This is a genomic window from Amycolatopsis vancoresmycina, assembly GCF_000716785.1.
Lineage (GTDB): Bacteria > Actinomycetota > Actinomycetes > Mycobacteriales > Pseudonocardiaceae > Amycolatopsis > Amycolatopsis vancoresmycina.
The window spans coordinates 811,405-831,407 of sequence record NZ_JNYY01000001.1 but is presented as its reverse complement, the minus strand read 5'-3'; the positions used below and the strand labels follow the sequence as shown (position 1 = coordinate 831,407).

The window sequence follows — 20,003 nt, the reverse complement described above, 5'->3', positions numbered from 1 at the left end:
TCGGGTGACGACCGAAGACGAGATCGTCCCCGTGCTGCCCCCGCCCGCCGAGGTGTCGGCCAACCTCGCCCGGCTCGCCGACACCGTCGCGCGCCTGCGCGGCGAGGTCGACCACGCGCACGCCGTCGCCGACGGCCGCGCGCTGATCGAGCTGGCCAAGGGCGTCCTGATGGAACGCCTCCACTGCACGCCGCCGGATGCGGCGATGCAGCTGGAGACGCTGGCCGAGCGGTCCGGCGTGACGCCGCTGGAGTTCGCCGCGGACGTCGTCGGCGAGGCGGCCGAGGACCGCATCACCGAGGTGACGCAGGAGTTCCTGGCCCGCGCCGAGGGCGAAGAGTCCGTCGCGGTGCGGCTGCGCACGGCCGAAAGCGGCGTGCTGGCGGCCGGCGACACCCAGCGCGTCGCGGAGTCCATTCTGGAGCACGCGCTGCGGCCGCTCGGCGCGACCGCGGTCGCGGTGTGGCTCGCCGGGCCCGACGGGTCGCTGACCCTCGCCGGCTCGGCGGGGTTCTCCGCCGAGGAGGCGGCACGCTGGTGCTACGTCCCGCCCGGCGTGGCGACCCCGGCCCGCAGCGCGCTGATCGAGCGCGACACCGTCTGGCTGCCGACGCTGGTGGCGGCCGGGCTGCCGTCGATCGGGCAGCACACGCTGTCCGGTGGCGGCCGGGTGACGGTCCCGACCGGCACCGGCGGGCGGATCATCGGCGTCGTCGAGATGTGCTGGCCGGAGCCGCTGCCCGCGGAACCGGGCCGGCAGCGCCGTCAGCTGGAGGCGCTGGCCGAGCTGTGCGCGCACACCCTCGACACGTGGGACGGCGTGGTCGCGCCGGTGGCGGCGAACGGTTCCGGGGACTTCCTCGGCGAGCTGGTCGACTTCATCGACGGCCTGCACGACCCGGCCGTGCTGCTGTCGCCGTGCCTGGACGGCGGCGACCACCTCAGCGACTTCCGGATCCACCACGCCAACGTCCGGTTCGCCGACCCCGGCGGGCGGCCGCGCAGCCGGATCGTCGGCACCCGGATGCTGGAGTCCTACCCGCTGGCGGCCGAGGAGAGCGGCCTGCTGGACAAGATCCAGCGCGTCTACGCCACCGGGGAGCCGTTCCGGGCCGACAGCATGGCGATCACCACCCTGGTCGACCAGGTGCCGCTGACCGTGCTCACCGACGTCAGCGTCACCCGCTTCGCCGGGAACGTGCTGCTCATCCTGCGCATCCAGGACGACGCGGCGAAGCTCGCCGTGCTGCTGCAGCACGCCCAGCGGCTCGGCCGGATCGGCGGCTTCGAGGAGAACGTCGTCACCGGCGTGATCACCTGGAACACCGAGCTGTTCTCGTTGTACGGCCTGCCGCCCAACGCCACGCCGCTGTCGCTGCACGACCTGGCCGCGAACGCCCACCCCGACGACGCGCCGGCGATCGGCCGGTTCCTGCGGGCGGTGCTGCACCACAAGCGCCCGTCGTCGACGGCGTTCCGGCTGCAGCGCTCCGACGGCGTCGCCCGGCACATCCGGGTGGTCGCCGAGCCGGTGGCCGACGGCCGCGGCGAGCTGGTCGCGGTCCGCGGCGCCTACCAGGACGTTTCGTCGCAGCACTGGACCGAGGTGGCACTGGCGGCGACGCGGGACAGGCTGGCCGAGACCGAGCAGCAGGCGATCGAGCGCAACCGGCTCGCGCTGCAGCTGCAGCACGCGATCATGCCGCCCGCCAAGGGCCCGATCGACATGCCGGGCCTGCGCGCGGCGGTCCGCTACCGCCCGGCGGAGAAGGAGCACCTGGTCGGCGGCGACTGGTACGACGCGGTCGCGCTGCCGACGGGCGAGGTCCTGCTGTGCGTCGGCGACGTCGCGGGCCACGGCATCGACGCGGCGACGGGCATGGTGAGCCTCCGCAACGCCCTGCGCGGCCTCGCGGCGACCGGTGCCGGCCCGGCCCAGCTGCTGACGTGGCTGAACCTGGTGGCCTACCACCTGACTGACCACGTCACGGCGACTGCGGTCACGGCGGTCTACGACCCGGCGAGTCGCCGGCTGCGCTGGGCCCGGGCGGGGCACCTCCCCCCGATCGTCCGTCACCGCGACGGCACGGCGACGACGTTGCCGCTGATCCGCGGGTCCCTGCTGGGCGCGGTCCGCGACGTGGAGTATCAGGAGGACGAGCTGCAGCTGGCCGAGGGCGACATCCTGCTGATCTACACCGACGGCCTGATCGAGCGCCGCGACCGCCCGGTCCAGGATTCGGTGTCCCGCCTGGTGACCCTGGTCGACGGCCACGGCGGCGGCTTGGAGCACCAGCTGGACACGCTACTGACGTACAGCACAGCAGACACCGACGACGACACGTGCGTGGTCGGCATCGAGGTCCAGCCGGGGTCGTGAGTGGTAAGGCGAGTTCTAACCCTCTTTTCCACTCACGACCGGCTGCGGCAGACTCGGGTCAGGGGTTGACGGCCAGGACGAGGAAGCCCGCCAGCAGGACCAGGTGCACGCCGCCTTGGAGGCGGGTTGCGCGGCCCGGGACCACCGTCAGGACGCTCACCACCACCGTCAGCGCCAGCAGGACGATCTGCGTCGAGCCCAGGCCGAGCAGCAGCTGGCTCGGCAGCCACACCGACGCCAGCGCGATCGCCGGGATCGTCAGGCCGATGCTCGCGATCGCCGAGCCGTACGCGAGGTTGAGGCTGATCTGCATCCGGTCGCGCTGGGCCGCGCGGACCGCCGCCAGCGTCTCCGGCAGCAGGACCAGCAGCGCGATCACCACCCCCACGAACGACTGCGGGAACCCGGCCGCGCGCACCCCCGCCTCGATCGCCGGCGACTCCACCTTCGCCAGCCCGACCACCGCGACCAGCGCCACCAGCAGCAGCGCCAGGCTTCCCAGGGCCGCGCGGTTGGACGGCGGGTCGGCGTGGTCGTCCTCCTTGACCGCGCCGTCGGCCGCCACCGGGAGAAAGAAGTCGCGGTGGCGGACCGTCTGCGTCAGCACAAATGTCCCGTACAGCGCCAGTGACGCCAGCGCCGCGAACGTCAGCTGCGTGGCGGAGAAGACCGGCCCGGGCGTGCTGGAGGTGAACGCCGGCAGGACCAGGCTCAGCGTGGCCAGTGTCGCGACCGTCGCCAGCGCGGCGCCGCTGCCTTCGGAGTTGAACAACGTCGAGCCGTAGCGGCGGGCGCCGACGAGCAGCGAGATGCCGACGATGCCGTTGGTGGTGATCATGACGGCCGCGAACACCGTGTCCCGCGCCAGCGAACCGGCTTCCGGGCCGCCGGAGACCATCATCGTGACGATCAGCGCCACCTCGATGACGGTGACCGCGACCGCGAGCACGAGCGAGCCGAACGGTTCACCCACCCGGTGGGCGACGACCTCCGCGTGGTGCACCGCGGCCAGCACGGTCGCCCCCAGCGCGACGGCGACGACCGCCACGAAGACCGGGCCGAGGTCGCGGCCCCACGACAGCGCCAGCACGAGCACGCCGAGCACCGGGGTGACGGAGGTCCAGGACAGCAGGAAGGATCTCAGCGCGGCGACCATGCCTCCACCTTCGCACACCACCGGTGCACCCGCGGGCCCGTACGGCGATTCTCACATCGTCCCTTGTGGACGGTCGAGGTCCGGGACCAGCCGCGGGGCGGCCGTCAGCACGTGCCGCCGGAAGGTTTCGCTCAATGGTGGGAGTTTCCGGCCCGTCGCCCACGCCAGGCCGATGTCGCGCGCAGCGTCCACATCGGTCAGTTCCAGGTGCGGCGCCGGGAACGCCGCGGTGTGGGGCAGCGGCAGCACGGACACGCCGAGCCCGGCGGTGACGAGCCCGCGCAGCGTCTCGACCTCGTCGCCTTCGAACCCGGTGCGCGGGGCGAACCCGGCCTCGGCGCACAACCGCTCGGTCGTTTCGCGCAGCGCGTACCCCGGGCGCAGGAGGATGAACGGTTCGTTCGCGACGTCGGCGAGGCGGACCCGGCGGCGCCCGGCGAGCCGGTGGCGCGGCGGGACCGCCAGGCGCAGCGGTTCGACGAGCAGCCGGGACCAGTGCAGCTGCGGGTGCCCGGGATCGCCGCTGGTGATCACCAGGTCCGCGGTGCCGTCGAGGAGTTCCGCCTCGAGCCCGGCCTCGCCGTGCTGCCGGAGTTCGAAGCGGGCGCCGGGGTGCTCGTGCAGGAAGCCGCGCAGGACCTCGGGCACGAGCCAGGTGCCGAAGGTGTGCAGGAACGCCAGCGGGACGACGCCGGTGCCGGGCGCGACGATCTCGCCGACCTCGCGCAGGCCCTGGTCCAGCTGGTCGAGCACGAGATCGACGTGCCGCCTGAAGGCGTGCCCGGCCGGCGTCAGCCGCAGCACCCGCCCGGACCGGCGGAACAGCTCGGCGCCGGCGTCGCGTTCGAGGCGGCGCAGGGCCCGGGACAGCGCGGGCTGGGTCAGGTGACCCCGCGCCGCGGTCTCGGTGACCGTGGCGCCGGCGGCGACCGCCCGGAAGAGCCGCAACGTCTCCACGTCCATGCGTCCAGTGTATGGATTTTCAGCCAATCAGGCATTGGACGCATTGATCACCGCGGGGCAGGCTGGAGGTATGGCTACCGTGGCAGAACAACTGGTCAGGACCCTGCGGGACGCGGGCGTCGAGCGCATCTACGGGATCGTCGGCGACAGCCTGAACCCGATCGTCGACGCCGTCCGCCGCACCGACGGCATCGACTGGGTGCACGTGCGCCACGAGGAAACCGCGGCCTTCGCCGCGGCGGCCGAAGCGCAGGTCACCGGCAAGCTCGCCGTCTGCGCCGGCAGCTGCGGCCCGGGCAACCTGCACCTGATCAACGGCCTGTTCGATGCCCACCGCTCGGGCGCGCCGGTGCTGGCGATCGCGTCGCACATCCCGTCCAACCAGATCGGCACGGGTTTCTTCCAGGAGACCCACCCGGACCGGCTCTTCGCCGAGTGCAGCCACTTCAGCGAAGTGGTGGCGGACCCGGCGCAGCTGCCGCGCCTGCTGCGCATCGCCACCCAGGCCGCGGTCGGCAAGGGCGGTGTCGCGGTGCTGACCATCCCCGGCGACCTCGCCGACCGCAAGGCCACCGGCCCGCTCACCGAGCGGCTCCCGCTGGTCACGCCGTCGCCCGCGGTGCCTTCGCCGGAGACCGTCCGGGAACTCGCGGACCTGCTGAACTCCGGCGAGAAGGTGATGCTCTTCGCCGGCGCGGGTGTCCGCGGCGCGCACGACGAGGTCATGGCGCTGGCGGAGAAGCTCGCCGCGCCGGTCGGGCACTCACTCGGCGGCAAGGAGTGGATCCAGTACGACAACCCGTTCGACGTCGGCATGAGCGGCCTCCTCGGCTACGGCGCTTGCTACGACGCGATGCACGAAGCCGACCGGGTCGTGCTTCTGGGCACGGACTTCCCGTACGACAACTTCCTCCCGCAGGCGCGCACGATCCAGCTCGACCACGACGCTTCCCGCCTCGGCCGCCGCACGCCCCTGGACCTGGCGGTGCACGGCGACGTGCGCGAGACGCTGCGTGCGCTGCTCCCGCTGCTGCGGCCCCGCACCGACCGGGCGTTCCTCGACCGGATGCTGCGCGAGCACGTGCGGAAGCTGGAGAAGGTCGTCGGCGCGTACACGACGAAGATCGAGCACCGCCGCCCGATCCACCCGGAGTACGTCGCTTCGGTGCTCGACGAGGTCGCCGCGGACGACGCGGTGTTCACCGTCGACACCGGCATGGGCAATGTCTGGGCCGCCCGCTACCTGACGCCGAACGGCCGCCGCCGCGTGCTGGGTTCGTTCCGCCACGGCAGCATGGCGAACGCGCTGCCGCACGCGATCGGCGCGCAGCTGTCGCAGCCGGGCCGCCAGGTGGTGTCGCTGTCGGGCGACGGCGGGCTCGCGATGCTGATGGGCGACCTGCTGACGCTGCCGGCCTACGACGTCCCGGTGAAGGTGGTGGTGTTCAACAACGCCACGCTGGGCATGGTGAAGCTGGAGATGCTGGTGGACGGCCTCCCGGACTTCGGCACCGACCACGCCCCGGTCAACTTCGCGGCGATCGCGGCGGCGTGCGGCGTGTTCGCGGAGCGCGTCGAGGACCCGGCCGACGTGCGCGGCGCGCTGGAGAAGGCGTTCGCCCACCCGGGCCCGGCGGTGGTCGAGGTGGTGACGGACCCGAATGCGCTGTCGATCCCGCCGCGGATCACTGGCGAGATGGTCCGCGGGTTCGCGCTGGGCGCGACGAAAACGGTGCTCAACGGGGGTGTCGGCAAGATGGTCGACCTGGCGCGGGCGAACCTGCGCAACACCCCGAGGCCGTAACTGGTCCACTGTGGACTGACGCTCGGCTACCCACCGTGGTGATCGACCACTCGTTCGGCTGCTGGGGCGGAGGCGGGTTGCCTCTTACCTTCGAGGAAGCGCTCGCCGTTTCGTCGTGGGAGGTGTGCCGGCGTGCTCGTGGCTCTCCAGCGCACCGGCGAAGGCCGGGTGTTGCCCCCGGCGGTGGGGCACCTGGTGGAGTTGCTCCGTTCGTGGGGCCCGGGCCCGGACCATCTGACGGGGCTGGCGTTGGTGGGGGTGAGCCTGCCGAGCCGCCTGGGCGCGCGGTTCGTGGACGCGCTGGTGTTCACGCGGAGCGGAGTGGTGGTGATCGCGGCCCACGCCCCAGGGCCGGCGGAGTGGCCTGGCCCGGGAGACAGGACGGGCGCGGCGGTCGAGGCGGCGAGGGGTGCGCTGGCCGGGCATGAGGGTGGGCGGTATGTGACCGGGCTGGTCGCGGTGGTGCCGCAGGCGGAGGCGGTTGAGCGTGAAGGCGGGCCGGCGGAGCATCAGCGCTCCAGGCAGCCTGCGGGATCGCCGGGCAGCTGGGCCGAACCTGCGGCGGAGTCGTCCGGCGGCCGCCTTGAGCCCTCGGAGCCGCATGGCACCGCTGCACCGCGCAGCACCCACCCCGAGCCCGCCGCGCCGCCACCCCCAAGCGAGCCCGTCCCGGCCTTCCACCGCCACGAACCAGCCCCCGTCCCCGGCGTCGCCGTCGTCCTCGCCGATCCGCGCGGGCTGCGGCGGATCATCAGCCAGCACAACCGGTGGCGGACCGTCTGGTCCGCCGACGACATCCTCGACGCCTGCTACGCCCTCTCCCTCGCGCACCTCGCCCCGCCCCGAGCCGCCCTTCTCGCCGATGGCTTCCCCGCGCGGCTTCCCGTCCGCTCCCGGCTGCCCGAACTGCCCGCCGTCATCCCCGTGCCCCCCGAACCCCCGGCGCCGGTCGCCGATGACGAACCCTGGGTCCCGCCCGTTCGCGGGCCCGGCTCGGCCGTCTTCCCGCGGCCGCGGCCGATCCGGCAGGTTCCCTGGGGCCTGGTCTTCGTACTGACCGTGCTGGTCGCTGCCGGTGTTGTTGCCGCCGTGTTCGTTGCGCAGGTCTTCCACGGCTCTTGACCCGTTTGGATCGCTTCAACTAGGCCATCTGCACCGTTTCCCCGGGGCGTTCGCTGGGCACCTCCCGTTCGATGTGAAAGGGGTTCACGATGCCGCGCACCCAAGCGCTTGTTCTTCTCGCCCTGCTCGCGGGCTCCTCCCTCACCGCGTGCAAGCTCGCCGACGGGATGACCACCCAGGCACCCGGGACAGCCGCCGCCCCGCCCGTCTCGTCCACCGAGGCGCGCAGCGAGCTCGCCGCCCTCAAGGTCGCCGTGCGCGGGACCATGGACGGCTACAGCCGCGACGAGTTCCCGCACTGGGACAAGGTCGACGCCAACTGCGACGTCCGCGAGCAGGTCCTCAAGCGCGACGGCAAGGACGTCAAGACCGACGCCCAATGCGCCCCGAAGTCCGGTACCTGGGTCAGCCCCTACGACGGCGAAACCTGGCACAAGGCGTCCGATGTGGACATCGATCACGTCGTGCCGCTCGGGCAGGCGTGGATCAGCGGTGCGAAGTCGTGGACGCGCCAGCGGCGCGAGCAGTTCGCCAACGACCTCGTCCGGCCGCAGCTCAAGGCCGTCACCGACAACCTCAACGAGCAGAAGAGCGACAAGGCTCCGGACGCCTGGAAGCCGCCGCTGGTCTCGTACTGGTGCACCTACGCCACCGACTGGATCGTCGTCAAGACCAACTACGGCCTGACGATCACCGTCCCGGAGAAGACGGCGCTGGAGTCGATGCTGCAGCACTGCTAGAACGACCGGGCCGCCGCCACCGCCTGGTCCGCATAGGACTGTCCGAACAGGACGGTGTGCACCAGCAGCGGGAACAGCTGGTGCAGCCCGATCCGGTCGCGCCAGCCGTCCGCCAGGGGTGCCACCTCTTCGTAGGCGGCGATGACGCGGTCGAGGTGCGGGCAGCCGAACAGGTGCAGCATCGCCAGGTCCGTCTCGCGGTGCCCGCCGTGGGCGGCCGGGTCGATCAGCCACGCCTTGCGCCCGTCCCACAGGACGTTGCCGTTCCACAGGTCGCCGTGCAGCCGCGCGGGCGGCTCGGCCGAGGCCGGGATCCGCGCGCAGGCCCGCTCGAACACCGCCGCTTCGGACGGGCCGAACGTGCCCGCGTCCACCGCCAGCCGGACGTAGGGCAGCACGCGGTCCGCCGCGTACCAGGACGCCCAGTCGGCCGCCGGGACGTTCGCCATCGGGGCCCGGCCGATCCACGCCTCCGCGGGCCCGTCCGGCGGTGGCGCGCCGAACGCCGGCGCGCCCGCGGCGTGCACCCCGGCCAGCCCGCGGCCGAAGCGGTCCGCCGCCGCGGCCGACGGACGCCCGGCCGGGACGCGGTCGATGACCAGCCGGTCTTCGTCGTGGCTGCGCACGACGGGCACCGGTACCGTGCCCGCCGCCGCCAGCCAGCGCAGGCCCGCCACCTCGGCGGCCGTCGCGCCGGGAGCGTGGCCGTGCTTGACCACGACTTCGCGATCGTCTCCGGACTGGGTCATGTCCCGCACGGTACCGGCGCGCTACGGTGGTCGCCGGAGACACGGGGAGCGGCTGTGGTGGTGCGGGTCCAGGAGTTCGAGCGGGTGCTGAAGACGCTGGCGGAGGTCCAGCGGTCGGAAGCGCGCGACTACTCGTCGTTCAGCGTGCGCGGCAAGCGGTTCGGCTACTTCTGGCCGCGCACCCGGACGGTCGGCCTCAAGCAGACCGTGTCCGAGCAGCTGGCGCTCGTGTCGGAGCGGCCGGACGTGTTCGAGGTCCAGTTCACCGCCGGCGGGTTCGGCTGGGTGGTCGTGTACCTCGACGGCATCGACGCCGACGAGCTCGCCGAGCTCGTCTACGAAGCCTGGCGGCTCTCGGCTCCGGAGGAGCTCGTCGCCGAGGTGCCCTTCACCAGGATCGCCCGCGCGTAGAGCAGGTCGAACCCCTGCCGCTGCACGTTCTGCTGCGACTTCGACCCCGGCTGCGTCGTGACGACGGCGATGTCGCACCCGGCCTCGGCCGCCGCCGCGAGCCGGGCCTGCAGCAACGCCGTCTGGACGCCGCGGCGCCGGTGCGCGGGCACGGTCGCGGCGCCGCTGAACTGGGCGATGCCGTCGGTCACCCGGAAGCTCGCGCCGCCGGCGAACTCGCCGTCGCGTTCCGCGAGGTACCGCCGGACCCCGGCCATGTCCCGCAGGGCGTTCACCAGCAGGTCGTGCGGGAAGTCTTCGTGCGCAGGGATGCCTTGGTCGTCGGCCACCGCCGACGCTCCGGCGACCTCGGCCAGCCACGTCTCCAGCTCGTCGTCCTCGCAGGCCCGGACGTCGTCGGGAAACCAGGTGCGCTCGATGCGCCGCCCGAGCACGTTCTCGTAGGACTCGAGCCGGTAGCCCCGGGCGGTCAGGAACGCGCCGATCGCGGGATCGGCGAGCTGCGAAAGCTCGACCTGCACCGGCGCACCCACCGCCGCGAAAGCGTCCTCGATCCCGGAGAGCTCGGAGACGTCCGGCAGCCCGGCGAAGCCGAGCCCGGCGACCTTGGTGAACGGTGACCCCGCCTCGGCGAAGGTCGCCACCCCGTCGGCGAGCGGGTACGAGAACCCGCCACCCCGCCGAGCGCGCGTCGCGTCACAGCACGCGGCGACGAACCTCGCTTCCGCGTGTTCGATGCGCCGCGCCAAGCCGGTGTCGCAAAAGAACCGTTCCCCGTCCACGTCCCCACAGTGGCGGACGCGGACGGGGAACGAAACCGATTTTGCCGGTGCCCTCCGCTAGCGTGGAAAACGGGGGCTGCTCAGCCCTCCACGCGGTGCGAAGCCCAGAACGACGTCAGGTCGGTCGACCCCGCCGCCGCCTGCGCCGCGGCCTTGAACTCCGCCGTGGTCGACACGCCGTACCAGTGCGACTGCGCGTACGACTTGAGCAGGTTCGCCATCGCCGTGTCGCCGATCAGCCGCCGCAGGTCGTGCAGCGTGCACTTGCCGTAGTTGTAGACCACCGTCGAGTACCGGGACGAATGCGCGTCCCAGTAGGCCATCGAGTTGGTCAGCTTCTCCGCGCTCGACTGCCACGTGATGCCGCAGCCGCTGCCGGTGATCCCGCGGTAGAGGTCGGTGGCGTAGTCGGTGAAGCTCTCGTCCAGCCACGGCGAGTTGTACTCGTCGTCACCGACGATCCCGTAGAACCACTGGTGCGCCAGCTCGTGGGGGAGCGCCGTGGTGGACACGAGGTCCATCACGAAGCCCGGGTACTCCATGCCGCCGAACCAGAAGTTGTTGTCCAGCACCACGTCCACCTCGCCGTACGGGTAGTCGCCGAAGCGGCCCGAGTGGACGTCGATGGCGTCGGCGGCCAGCGTCAGCATCTGGTTGGCGCTGCTGGTGGAGATCCCGCTGACCGAGTAGACGTTGACCCGCACGCCCTTGCCGGACGTCGTCGTGATCTTCGCGAACGGCCCGGCGGCCCACGCGAAGTCCCGCACCTTCGACGCCACCGCGTGCGTGGTGGTCGTGCTGCCGCTGGTCGTCTCGGTCGACGTGCCGGTGGCCGGGGTCAGCAGCGACGTCGGGTGCACCAGGGTGACGTCGAAGTCGCTGATCACCGTGTAGAACGACTCGCCGTTGTTCGTGTACGGGTCCAGGTGCCAGCCCGCGCCGTCGCGGACCGCGAGCACCGGCAGAGCGTTGCCGATCATGTTGAACGCGCCGTCGTGGCCGAACCGGTCGGCCCCGCTCGGCACGACGATGCTCAGGTCGAACCCGATGGTCGCCGACTGGCCCTGCGCCAGCGGCGCGGGCAGCGTGATCTTCATGGCCGTGCAGTTCACGCTCAGCGCGGACGGCGTGCCGCCGGTGACGTTCGTGACGGTGATCGGCGTGCTCGGGCAGCTGCCGTGGTAGTTGTCCCACAGCCGCAGGTACACCTCGGGCAGCGCGGTCGCCGAACCGTTGGTGAAGCTGACGCTCTGGTGCCCGGTCCACGTGTCACCCGCGGTGTTCGACGTCAGGTTCACCGTGTAGGCGGGGTTGATCGGCGTGCGCGTGGAGTCCGCGGGCGCCGCGCTGATCGTCCAGGTGAAGGTGGCGCTCCCGCTGTTGCCGGCCGGGTCCTTCGCCGTCACGGTCACCGAGGACGTGCCCGCGGTCGTCGGCGTGCCGGTGATCTTGCCGGTGCCCGCGCCGATCGCCAGGCCCGCGGGCAGGCCGGTGGCGCTGTAGGTGAGCGCGTCGCCCTGCGGGTCGCTCGCCTGGATCTGCAGCGACGCGGCCTGGCCGACGGCGCCGGTCTGGGCGCCCGGCGAGGTGACGACCGGTGACTGCGGGTTGCTCGTGCCGGTGGTGGTCAGCGCGAAGTCGTCGAGGAGGAAGTTGGTGGCCAGGCTGGCATCCTCGGTACCGGTGATCTTCAGCGTCACCGTCTGGCCGAGGTAGCGCGAGACGTCCACCGTGCGCTGGACGTAGCCGGTGTTCTTGTCCAGGTTCGAGTAGCTCGCCAGGGTGTCGGAGCCGGCCTGCACCACCAGCTTGTCGTAGGCGGTGCCGGCCGAGGTCTCCTTGGTGTCGATGTGCGTCCACCACGAGAGCGTCGCCGACGCGCAGCCGGCGGGCAGCGTCAGCGACTGGGACAGGGTGTCGGTGTGCGTGCTGCCGTAGCCGTCCAGCCAGGCGTCCATCGTGCCGCTGTGCGCGGGTTCCGCGGTGGTGGCGGCGGAGATGACCCCGCTGGACTGGGTCCACGGCGTCGTGCCGCTCTCGAACCCGCCGTTGCCGATGAGCTGGTCGCCGCACACCGCGGCGGCCTGGGCCGGCGCGGCGAAGGCGACGGTGCCCAGCAGGCCGGTGGCCACGCCGAGCGCGGCAGAAAGCACCCTCGATCTCATGGAGGTCGTCCTTTCCCGGCTCCGCCCCTGGGAGCCAGGAGAAGCGTCCTCTGCGGTCCGGGCAGGCGGAACCCGCCATGAGTCGGGTTCCCTGCCCCTTTCGTCGTGTATGCGCGGCAACGTCCGGGTGTACGGATCTTGTACGCCGGGTTGCGAGCGTGATCCCTTCCGACAGGGAGGAAGACATGGGCTCCAGATTCAAGGCGTTCACGGTGGCCGCGGGCGCGCTGCTCGCGCTGGCCGGCAGCGGGATCGCGCACGCGGCGCCGTCGGTGGCCGCCGACGCGACCGGTATGGAAGCGATCTTCAACAACCCGCCCGAGAACGGCGACCGCGACCACTCGATCGAAACGCGGCTGGTCCAGCTGACCAACGGCACGCCGGCCGGCGCGGAGATCCACATCTCGCTCTACAGCTGGACCCGGCCCGCGATGGCCGAGGCGCTCAAGGCGGCGCAGGCCCGCGGGGTCAAGGTGCGGATCGCCCTCGACGGCGGTGCGGACGACGATCCCGCCAACACCGCGATGCCCATCCTCAAGGGCGCCGGGCTCACCCAGCTGGTCTTCTGCGGCACCGGCGGCGACAACACCGGCTGCATCGCCCACGACGGCAGCCCGCACTCGATCAACCACGACAAGCTCTGGATGTTCTCCGAGACCGAGGGCAAGAAGGACGTCGTCGTCATCGGCTCGTACAACCTGACCACGGTGCAGGGCAACCTGTTCAACAACGCCCTGCTCACCTACGGCGACCCGGACCTGTACGCCTTCTACCTCGGGCACGTGCAGAAGATGCTGGCGCAGAAGAAGAACAACAACTACTTCGCCGACGCCGGCTACCACAAGACGCTGACCACCATGGTCACCAGCTACCTCTCGCCGCGCGCCGACTCCCACGGCGGCACGTCCGAGGAGTTCGCCACCGACACCTGGGCGCAGCTGCTGAAGTACGTCACCAAGTACGAAACGGGGTGCTCGCTCAACGTCGTGCAGGCCAACATCGCCGACTCGCGCACCCCGGTCGTCGACGAACTGGTCCGCATCGCCAAGCTGGGCTGCAAGGTCCGGATCGTCTACGACGACATGGGCACCGCGGCCCTGGCGGCCCTCAAGGGCAAGGCGAACGTGACGCTCAAGCGGTTCAACACAACTGTGAACGACCGCGAGATCTCCGTGCACTCGAAGTACATGCTCTACACGGGCAACTACAGCGAGAAAGCCGGACGGCAGCTCGTCTTCACCGGTTCGCACAACGTCTCCGGCGCGGCCCTGCGCGACAACGACGAGATCCTGATCAAGGTCGAGAACGCGGCGATCAGCGCGGCCTACCAGGACAACTTCAGCACCATCCTGGCCCGCGCGAAGTGCACGGCCCCGGCCGTCTGCTGAGCGGTCTCCCGCAGCCGGTCGTGAGTGGTAAGGCGAGTTCTAACTCGCCTTACCACTCACGACGGCGTCGAAGACGCGGGCGGCGCGGGCTTCCAGGGGGCGGTAGCCGGCCTGGGCGGCGAGCTTGACCGCCGCTTCGCCGTGGGTGCGCGCCATTTCGGTGGCACCCACGGCGAGCGCCGCTTCCGCGAGCCCGGTGAGCGCGGCCGCTTCACACCACGTGAAGCTCGTCTCGCGGGCGATGGCCAAAGCCGCGGTCAGGTGCTCGGCGGCCTCCGCCGGGTGGCCGAGCCGGAGGCACGTCTCGCCCAGTGCGGCCAACGCCGACGCCTCCGTACCGCGGTCGCCGATGCGCCGGGTCAGCTCCACGCCTTCGGCCGCGTCGGCGAGCGCGCGGGTCGTGTCGCCCGCCCGGGCTTCCATCACCGCGCGGCCCGACAGCGCCGCCGCTTCGCCGTACTGGTAGCCGAGTTCGCGGTTGGCCGTCAGCGCCCGCTCGTAGAATTCGGCCGCGACGGCGTTGCCGAGGTCGCGGTGGACGTGGCCGAGGTCGACCAGCAGCACGGCCACGCTGAACCGGGCGCCGTCGCGCTCGGCGATCTCCAGTGCGCGGCCGAAGTGGCCGAGCGCCGCCTCGAAGTCGCCGACCTGGCCGCACGCGAACCCGAGGTTGGCCAGCGCCATCGTGATGCCCGGCATGCTGTCCTCTTCGCACAGCCGCAACGCCTCCAGGCCGCACGCGATCGCCTCGTGCGCGTCGCCGAGGCGCTGGTGCACCGCGCTCAGGTTGTTGAGCGCCGCGGCGCGCCCGGCGGGCCAGTCCGCCGCCAGCCCGTCGGCCAGGACCGTCGTCAGGTGGGCGCGCGCCTCGGTGTAGCGGCCGCTGTTGACCCCGGCCAGCGCGATGGACAGCCGCATCGCCGCCTGCGCCTGGTGGTCGCCGGCCGCCTGCGCGGCCTTCAACGCCGTGGTGGCCGTGTCGATCCACTCCGTGTGGTGGCCGCGGTGGTGGAAGAACGCCCGCAGCGCGTCGGCCAGGTGCCAGGCGTACTCGCGCGGCCCCTGCCCGGCCGCGTGTTCGACGGCGGCGGCGAGGTTCGGCCACTCCGTGTCCAGCCACGCCAGCGCGTCCTCGGCGCCCTCGAACGCCGGCTGCGGTTCGGGCCGCGGCAGCCGGAGGAAGTGCGGGATCAGCAGGCGGCCCGCCGCGTCCGCCGTCGCGAGGTAGTGCTCGAACAGCCGCCGCCGCGCCGCGTCCGCTTCGGCGGGGGAGTCGTCGGCCTCGGCGCGGCCGCCCGCGTAGCTGCGCAGCAGGTCGTGGAAGCGGTAGCGGCCGGGCAGGTGCCGTTCGACGAGGTTCGCCGCGGTGAGGGCCTTGAGCTGCTGCCCCGCGCGTCCTTCGGCGACGGCGGCGAGCTGTGCGGCCACCGGCGCGGTGAACGTCTGGCCCGGCACCAGCGCGAGCCGCCGGAACAGCAGCCGGTGTCCGGCGGGCAGCGCCCGGTAGGACACGGAGAACGCCGTCGTCACGGCGCTTTCCTCGGCGCCGTCGACGCTCAGCCCGGCGAGGGGGTCGCCGTCGGCCAGCTCCCGGGTCAGCTCCGCGATCCCGGACACCTCGCCGGCGCCGAGGTTGGCCGCGGCCAGCCGCAGCGCCAGCGGGAGGTGCCCGCACAGCCGGGCCAGCTCCGCCGCCGCAGCCGGTTCGGCGGCCACCGCGGGCGGCCCGAGCACGGCTTCCAGGAGCTGCCGGGAATCCTCGGCCGGCAGCACCGACAGCGGCACCGCCCGCGCGCCGGTGCGGGCGATGAGGTCACCCAGCCGCTGCCGGCTGGTGACGAGCACCGTGCCCGACGGCGGCAGCAGCGGCGTCACCTGCGCGCTGTCCCGTGCGTTGTCGAGCAGGACGAGCACCTGCCGGTCGGCCAGCAGGGAGCGCCACAGCGCGGTGCGGCTGTCCGGGTCCGGCGGGATCGCCCGCGGGTCGGTGCCCAGGGCCCGCAGCAGCTGCGCGGCCGCGACGGCCGGGGTGAGCGGCTCGTGGTCGGGGTCGAACCCGCGCAGGTCGAGGTAGAGCTGGCCGTCGGGGAACCGGTCGCGGACGCGGTGCGCCCAGCGGACCGCGAGCGCGGTCTTGCCGACGCCGGCGGTGCCGGTGACCACGCGGATGTCCGCGCCGGGGCCGGCCGGTTCGTCGAGCCGGGCCAGCTCCGCGGCGCGGCCGGTGAAGCCGCGGACGTCGTGGGGCAGCTGGGCCGGGCGCACCGGCTCGTCACCGGGCTCCGGCCCGGGATCCAGCGCCGGGTCGCCGGCGAGGATCGCGGCCTCCAGCCGGGTCAGCTCGGGCGCCGGGTCGAGCCCGAGCTCGGTGACCAGCCGGGCGCGTAGGCCGCGGAAGGCGGCCAGGGCGGCGTCGGTGCGGCCTTCGCGGTGCAGCGCGAGCATCAGCTGGCCGACGAACCGCTGCCGCAGCGGGTGCGCGGCGACCAGCGTCGTCAGCTCGGCGAGCACGTCCCGGCCCCGGCCGAGCCGCAGCTGCGCGTCGATGCGGTCTTCCAGGGCACTCCAGCGGGCCTCGGTCAGCCCGGCGAGCAGCCGCCCGGCGACGTCGGCGGAGGCGGACCCGGCCAGCGCGTCGCCTCGCCAGAGCGCGAGGGCCTCGTCGAGCAGGGCGACGGCGGTCTCGTCGTCGGCCGCGCGGGCCCGGCGGACGAGCGCGGTGAAGCGGTGGGCGTCGACGGTCTCCGGGTCGGTGCGCAGGACGTACCCGTGCCCCTCGGTGACGAGCTCGGGACCGTCGGCGGCGCGGAACACCGCCCGCAGCCGCGAGATCAGCGCCTGGACGGTGTTGCGCGCGCTCGCCGGGGGATCGTCGGGCCAGAGCAGGTCAACGAGGTGGTCCAGGGCGACCGGGTGCGGGGTCTCGAGGAGCAGGACGGCGAGGACCAGGCGCTGCTTGCGGGAGCCGAGCTCGACCGGGTCGCCGTCCGCTGCCGCCTCGACGGCGCCGAGGACGCGGAACTCCACCCGGTCACCTCCGCTCACCCGATCGGGGGTTGCAAGCGTACTGCAAGGCCGGTAGGGCCCCGGTCCGCCATCCTGGCGGGGCCGCCGGGCACGCTCCCGACGATGTCCGCGGCCGGCTCGGCCGTCGGTGGGTACCGGCGGTTTCGGCTGTCGCTTCACAGGCGGCACGAGCTGGGGGTAGGACCACCACGGCGATCCCTCCACGATCGCCGTGGTGGCCCTTGTGTGGGTTCCGGTGGCGGGTGGGGGCCGGGCGACGCAGAATGCGCTCATGCGGCCGTCGGTTGTCCGGGTGGCGCGGCTGGCCGATCCGGTGGGGGCCGCTGATGGGGTTCGGGTGCTCGTCGAGCGGTTCTGGCCGCGGGGTGTTGGCCGGACCGTTGTTCTTGATGGGTGGTATCGGGGGCTTGCGCCTTCGGATTCGCTGCTGACCTGGTATGGGCATGATCCTGAGCGGTTCGGTGAGTTCGGGGAGCGGTATCGGGGGGAGTTGCGGCTGGTGGATCGGGTTGCTGCTTTGGGGCGGTTGCGGTTGCGGTTGCGGGTGCTGGCTGGGGGTGGGGTCGTTACCTTGCTTACCGGTAGTGGGTCTCCGGGGATCAGTTCGGCTGCTGTGCTTGCTGAGGTGGTCGCTGAGCTCTCGGACTGAGTGGTAATTCTGCGGTTTTGTGGTGGGTAAAAGATTGTCCTCGCCGGACGGGCAGGCTCTGGGATGGCCTGGGGTTTTGTTCTTTCTCTCGGCTTTGTCTGTGGTTGCTGGGTGGTCATCCCGTCGCCTGATTGAGGCCTATCACTTTGAGCCGGGCCCGCAATCTTGCGCTGCTCTCTTGCGTTGTGCTGTGGGTTGCGGGCCCGGCTCAAAGTGATTTTTGGGCCTCAGGCGACGGGATGACCACCCAGCTCTTCTGGTGGGTTGCCTTTGGCTGCTGGTCCGGGCTTTGCGTGGACCGTTGCTGTTGCCGTGCCCAGAATGTTGTGGTTTGCCGTTAGTGTTAGTGTTGCTTGGGGGCCTGGTGATGGTCTTATCCATACCGCTGCTGCGCCGCCGGTTGCTGTGAAGTCCAGGCTTGTTTCTCCGATCAGGGTGGCTGGGCCGTTCAGTTCCAGTGTTACCACTCCTGGTGTTGCTGCTCGTATTGTTCCGAATTGGTCCCTTGCTGCTACCACCACCCTTGTTGCGTCCGTTCCGTCGGCCTTCAGCTCGGGGTCGTCGGGGATGCAGGTGAGGACGTCTGTGCTTCGGTCGCCGCTGAACTGGCGGCTTGTCACCAGGTGGTTGCCCACATAACCGTCGATGCGCAGCTGGGGGCGTCGTCCCTTCTGGACCGTCAGGTCGGCTGCGAACGGTGGGTAGCGCAGGTGGGGGAAGTCCGCTCTGCGGCTTCGGGCCTCGCCTGCCGGGCGGTTGTCCAGGAACAGGAGCAGGCGGTCGCAGTTCGACCAGATCGTTGCGGGCCTTCCTGGGCCCGCCGGCTGGGCGGTGAAGTCCCAGGCGAAGCCGGGCTCGATGACCGGTCTTACTGCCGGGTCGACCTGGGATGCGTAGAACGCCGCGGCCGGTTTGGGGATGCGGAAGATGTCCGATACCCCTGCGTACTTCAAGCCGCCCAGCGATCGCTGCCAGCCTGATGGGTAGTCGAATGCGCACCAGGCCAGGAGGCCGCAGTAGCGGTCGTCGGCCGCCGCCAGGTCGTGGGCCTTTGCGTGTAGCTCTGCCTGCTGCTCTCGGGCCGCCGGGGTGTCCGTTCGGCGGTACGCTCGGGCGCCGGCCAATGTGCCGATCGTCTCCGTCACCAGGTACGGTACGCCCGGGCGTGGTGGGCGCAGCTGGAACTGTGCGCCGCGGCGGGCCGTGTAGTCGTTGTACGCCAGGATTTCGATGTCGGCGCCCGCGTAGTGCGCCGCCGTTGTGCTGGCCAGTGCGCCGCTCGTCGGGCGGGATGGGTCTAGCCGGCGGGCCACGGTTCCCGTCCGGCCGTACATCGCTGTGGTGCCGTTGGCCTCGTTCACCCGGGTGCCCCACACGATGATGCTCGGGTGGTTGCGGTCTCGGATGACCATTCCCGCGACGTCGGACAGGTTCTGCCGCTGCCACGCGTCGTCCCCGATGTGGCCCCAGCCCGGGATCTCCTCCCACACCAGGAGGCCCAGCTCGTCGCAGGCGTCGAGGAACGCCGTCGACTGGGGGTAGTGGGAGCAGCGGACCATCGTGCAGTTCAGCTCGCGGCGCAGGATCTCGGCGTCGCGCCGCTGCGCGCGGTCCGGGAGCGCGCCGCCCGCGAACGGGTACCACTGGTGGCGGTTGAGGCCGAACAGCTTCAGGCGCCTGCCGTTGAGGAAGAACCCTTCGGTGGTGAACCGGGCGTCGCGGAACCCGGTTCGCACCACCCGCTGGTCGAGTACGCGCAAGCCGGACCGGACGGTCACGACGACGTCGCAGAGTGCCGGGTCCTCGACGTCCCAGAGCCGGACCGCGTCGAGGCCGGTGACGTCGAACTCGACGGTCTTGCCGCGCACGGGTGCGGCGCCGTGGGCGAGTTCGCGGCCCGCCTGGCGCACCGACGCGGTCACCTGGCCGACCACGGGTGCGTCGAGCGTGCACGTCAGGTGCAGGGACCGGCCGGGGGAGAGGACGTCCACCGGCCGGGCGAAGACGTCGGTCAGGCGGATCCGCGGCACCGCGGCGATGGTCGCCGGGCGGTAGATTCCGGCCGGCTGGTAGAAGTCGATCACCGACGGGCCCGGGCTGCGCGGCAGGTTGGGCGGGACGTCCAGCGCCCACCGCCCGTCGACGACCACGGCGAGGACGTTGTCGCCCGCCACGACGTCCGGCAGCTCCACCTCGAAGGGCAGGTAGCCGCCGTGGTGGGTGGCGACCAGCCGGCCGTTCAGGTGGACCTCCGCGTCGGTCATGACGCCGTCGAAGCGCGCAGTGCGGCGTTCGCCCGGTGACGCCGTGAAGTGCCGGCGGTAGACCCACCGGTCCTGCCAGGACGCCGGGTCCCAGCCGGTCCAGGACAGCGGTGTCACGCAGTGGGGCAGCTGCACCGGGGCGAGGTCGAGCTCGTCGAAGCCGAGCTCGGTGCAGCCGTCGTCGTACCGCCCGAACAGCCAGAAATCGCCCAGCCGGACGGCTTCCGGGCCCGGCGCGGCGTTGCCGGCCGAGCCGGCCACGGCGGCGCCGAGCAGCGCGGCCCCGCTCGCGGCGAGGAACCCGCGCCGGGACAGTCGCGGTTGCCGTCCGGCCATCGGCGACCTCCCTGCTCGGCCTCCCCGGTGATATCGCTTGCCCGCGGTAAGACGTCACAAACGATCA

Annotated in this window: 14 protein-coding genes; 7 read left to right on the top strand and 7 right to left on the bottom strand. The window is 72.1% G+C overall.

Annotated elements, in window-relative coordinates; translation table 11 throughout:
* The first annotated feature begins 4 nt into the window (after positions 1 to 4).
* Positions 5 to 2,380 (top strand): SpoIIE family protein phosphatase, encoded by a 2,376-nt coding sequence (locus OO60_RS03525; RefSeq protein ID WP_003101554.1) that lies wholly within the window; start codon positions 5 to 7, stop codon positions 2,378 to 2,380.
* Between the two features lie 58 nt (positions 2,381 to 2,438).
* Here the strand turns inward: OO60_RS03525 and OO60_RS03520 are convergent, their stop codons facing one another.
* Together OO60_RS03520 and OO60_RS03515 are read right to left on the bottom strand one after the other, a co-directional pair.
* Positions 2,439 to 3,536 carry a calcium:cation antiporter gene (locus OO60_RS03520; protein WP_003101557.1) on the bottom strand — a complete coding sequence of 366 codons (1,098 nt, stop codon included), beginning with the start codon at positions 3,534 to 3,536 and terminating at the stop codon, positions 2,439 to 2,441.
* A gap of 51 nt (positions 3,537 to 3,587) precedes the next feature.
* On the bottom strand, positions 3,588 to 4,499 hold the full coding sequence (locus OO60_RS03515; RefSeq protein ID WP_003101569.1) for a LysR family transcriptional regulator: 912 nt from the start codon (positions 4,497 to 4,499) through the stop codon (positions 3,588 to 3,590).
* A gap of 70 nt (positions 4,500 to 4,569) precedes the next feature.
* On the opposite strand from OO60_RS03515, the gene OO60_RS03510 reads away from it, so the two are divergent.
* From OO60_RS03510 to OO60_RS03500, 3 genes are all read left to right on the top strand, one after another.
* Positions 4,570 to 6,303, top strand: coding sequence for a pyruvate dehydrogenase (locus OO60_RS03510; protein WP_003101573.1), 1,734 nt, complete (start codon positions 4,570 to 4,572; stop codon positions 6,301 to 6,303).
* A 132-nt stretch (positions 6,304 to 6,435) separates the two neighbouring features.
* Positions 6,436 to 7,425 (top strand): hypothetical protein, encoded by a 990-nt coding sequence (locus tag OO60_RS03505; protein WP_003101575.1) that lies wholly within the window; start codon positions 6,436 to 6,438, stop codon positions 7,423 to 7,425.
* Between the two features lie 89 nt (positions 7,426 to 7,514).
* Complete coding sequence (locus OO60_RS03500) at positions 7,515 to 8,165, top strand: HNH endonuclease family protein (RefSeq protein ID WP_003101578.1); 651 nt, start codon at positions 7,515 to 7,517, stop codon at positions 8,163 to 8,165.
* On the opposite strand, the gene OO60_RS03495 is transcribed toward OO60_RS03500, so the two are convergent.
* A complete protein-coding gene (locus tag OO60_RS03495; RefSeq protein WP_033260754.1) occupies positions 8,162 to 8,914 on the bottom strand; it encodes a fructosamine kinase family protein in 753 nt (250 codons plus the stop codon). The two genes, OO60_RS03500 and OO60_RS03495, sit on opposite strands and share 4 nt — an antisense overlap.
* Before the next feature lie 54 nt (positions 8,915 to 8,968).
* Here OO60_RS03495 and OO60_RS03490 point away from each other — a divergent pair, with 54 nt between their 5' ends.
* Complete coding sequence (locus tag OO60_RS03490; protein WP_033260753.1) at positions 8,969 to 9,325, top strand: MmcQ/YjbR family DNA-binding protein; 357 nt, start codon at positions 8,969 to 8,971, stop codon at positions 9,323 to 9,325.
* Here the strand turns inward: OO60_RS03490 and OO60_RS03485 are convergent.
* Positions 9,250 to 10,107: a GNAT family N-acetyltransferase gene (locus tag OO60_RS03485; protein WP_033260752.1), complete on the bottom strand. Its 858-nt coding sequence runs from the start codon at positions 10,105 to 10,107 to the stop codon at positions 9,250 to 9,252. The two genes, OO60_RS03490 and OO60_RS03485, sit on opposite strands and share 76 nt — an antisense overlap.
* 80 nt (positions 10,108 to 10,187) lie before the next feature.
* Positions 10,188 to 12,260 carry a putative Ig domain-containing protein gene (locus OO60_RS03480; RefSeq protein ID WP_003094033.1) on the bottom strand — a complete coding sequence of 691 codons (2,073 nt, stop codon included), beginning with the start codon at positions 12,258 to 12,260 and terminating at the stop codon, positions 10,188 to 10,190.
* Positions 12,261 to 12,457: 197 nt separating this feature from the next.
* On the opposite strand from OO60_RS03480, the gene OO60_RS03475 reads away from it, so the two are divergent.
* A complete protein-coding gene (locus OO60_RS03475; RefSeq protein ID WP_003094034.1) occupies positions 12,458 to 13,660 on the top strand; it encodes a phospholipase D-like domain-containing protein in 1,203 nt (400 codons plus the stop codon).
* Positions 13,661 to 13,699: 39 nt separating this feature from the next.
* Here the strand turns inward: OO60_RS03475 and OO60_RS03470 are convergent, their stop codons facing one another.
* Positions 13,700 to 16,687: an AfsR/SARP family transcriptional regulator gene (locus OO60_RS03470; RefSeq protein ID WP_033260751.1), complete on the bottom strand. Its 2,988-nt coding sequence runs from the start codon at positions 16,685 to 16,687 to the stop codon at positions 13,700 to 13,702.
* Positions 16,688 to 16,958: 271 nt separating this feature from the next.
* Here OO60_RS03470 and OO60_RS03465 point away from each other — a divergent pair, with 271 nt between their 5' ends.
* The gene (locus tag OO60_RS03465; protein ID WP_033260930.1) at positions 16,959 to 17,336 is read left to right on the top strand and encodes a DUF488 domain-containing protein; all 378 of its coding nucleotides are present in this window, start codon (positions 16,959 to 16,961) and stop codon (positions 17,334 to 17,336) included.
* Between the two features lie 227 nt (positions 17,337 to 17,563).
* Here the strand turns inward: OO60_RS03465 and OO60_RS03460 are convergent, their stop codons facing one another.
* Complete coding sequence (locus OO60_RS03460) at positions 17,564 to 19,936, bottom strand: glycoside hydrolase family 2 protein (protein WP_003094042.1); 2,373 nt, start codon at positions 19,934 to 19,936, stop codon at positions 17,564 to 17,566.
* Positions 19,937 to 20,003: the final 67 nt, after the last annotated feature.

Bases quoted from the DNA above. Each gene is read 5' to 3' on its own strand.
- OO60_RS03465 (WP_033260930.1), top strand. From the start codon at position 16,959: ATGCGGCCGTCGGTTGTCCGGGTGGCGCGGCTGGCCGATCCGGTGGGG.
- OO60_RS03515 (WP_003101569.1), bottom strand. From the start codon at position 4,499: ATGGACGTGGAGACGTTGCGGCTCTTCCGGGCGGTCGCCGCCGGCGCC.
- OO60_RS03460 (WP_003094042.1), bottom strand. From the start codon at position 19,936: ATGGCCGGACGGCAACCGCGACTGTCCCGGCGCGGGTTCCTCGCCGCG.
- OO60_RS03500 (WP_003101578.1), top strand. From the start codon at position 7,515: ATGCCGCGCACCCAAGCGCTTGTTCTTCTCGCCCTGCTCGCGGGCTCC.
- OO60_RS03495 (WP_033260754.1), bottom strand. From the start codon at position 8,914: ATGACCCAGTCCGGAGACGATCGCGAAGTCGTGGTCAAGCACGGCCAC.
- OO60_RS03475 (WP_003094034.1), top strand. From the start codon at position 12,458: ATGGGCTCCAGATTCAAGGCGTTCACGGTGGCCGCGGGCGCGCTGCTC.
- OO60_RS03520 (WP_003101557.1), bottom strand. From the start codon at position 3,536: ATGGTCGCCGCGCTGAGATCCTTCCTGCTGTCCTGGACCTCCGTCACC.
- OO60_RS03510 (WP_003101573.1), top strand. From the start codon at position 4,570: ATGGCTACCGTGGCAGAACAACTGGTCAGGACCCTGCGGGACGCGGGC.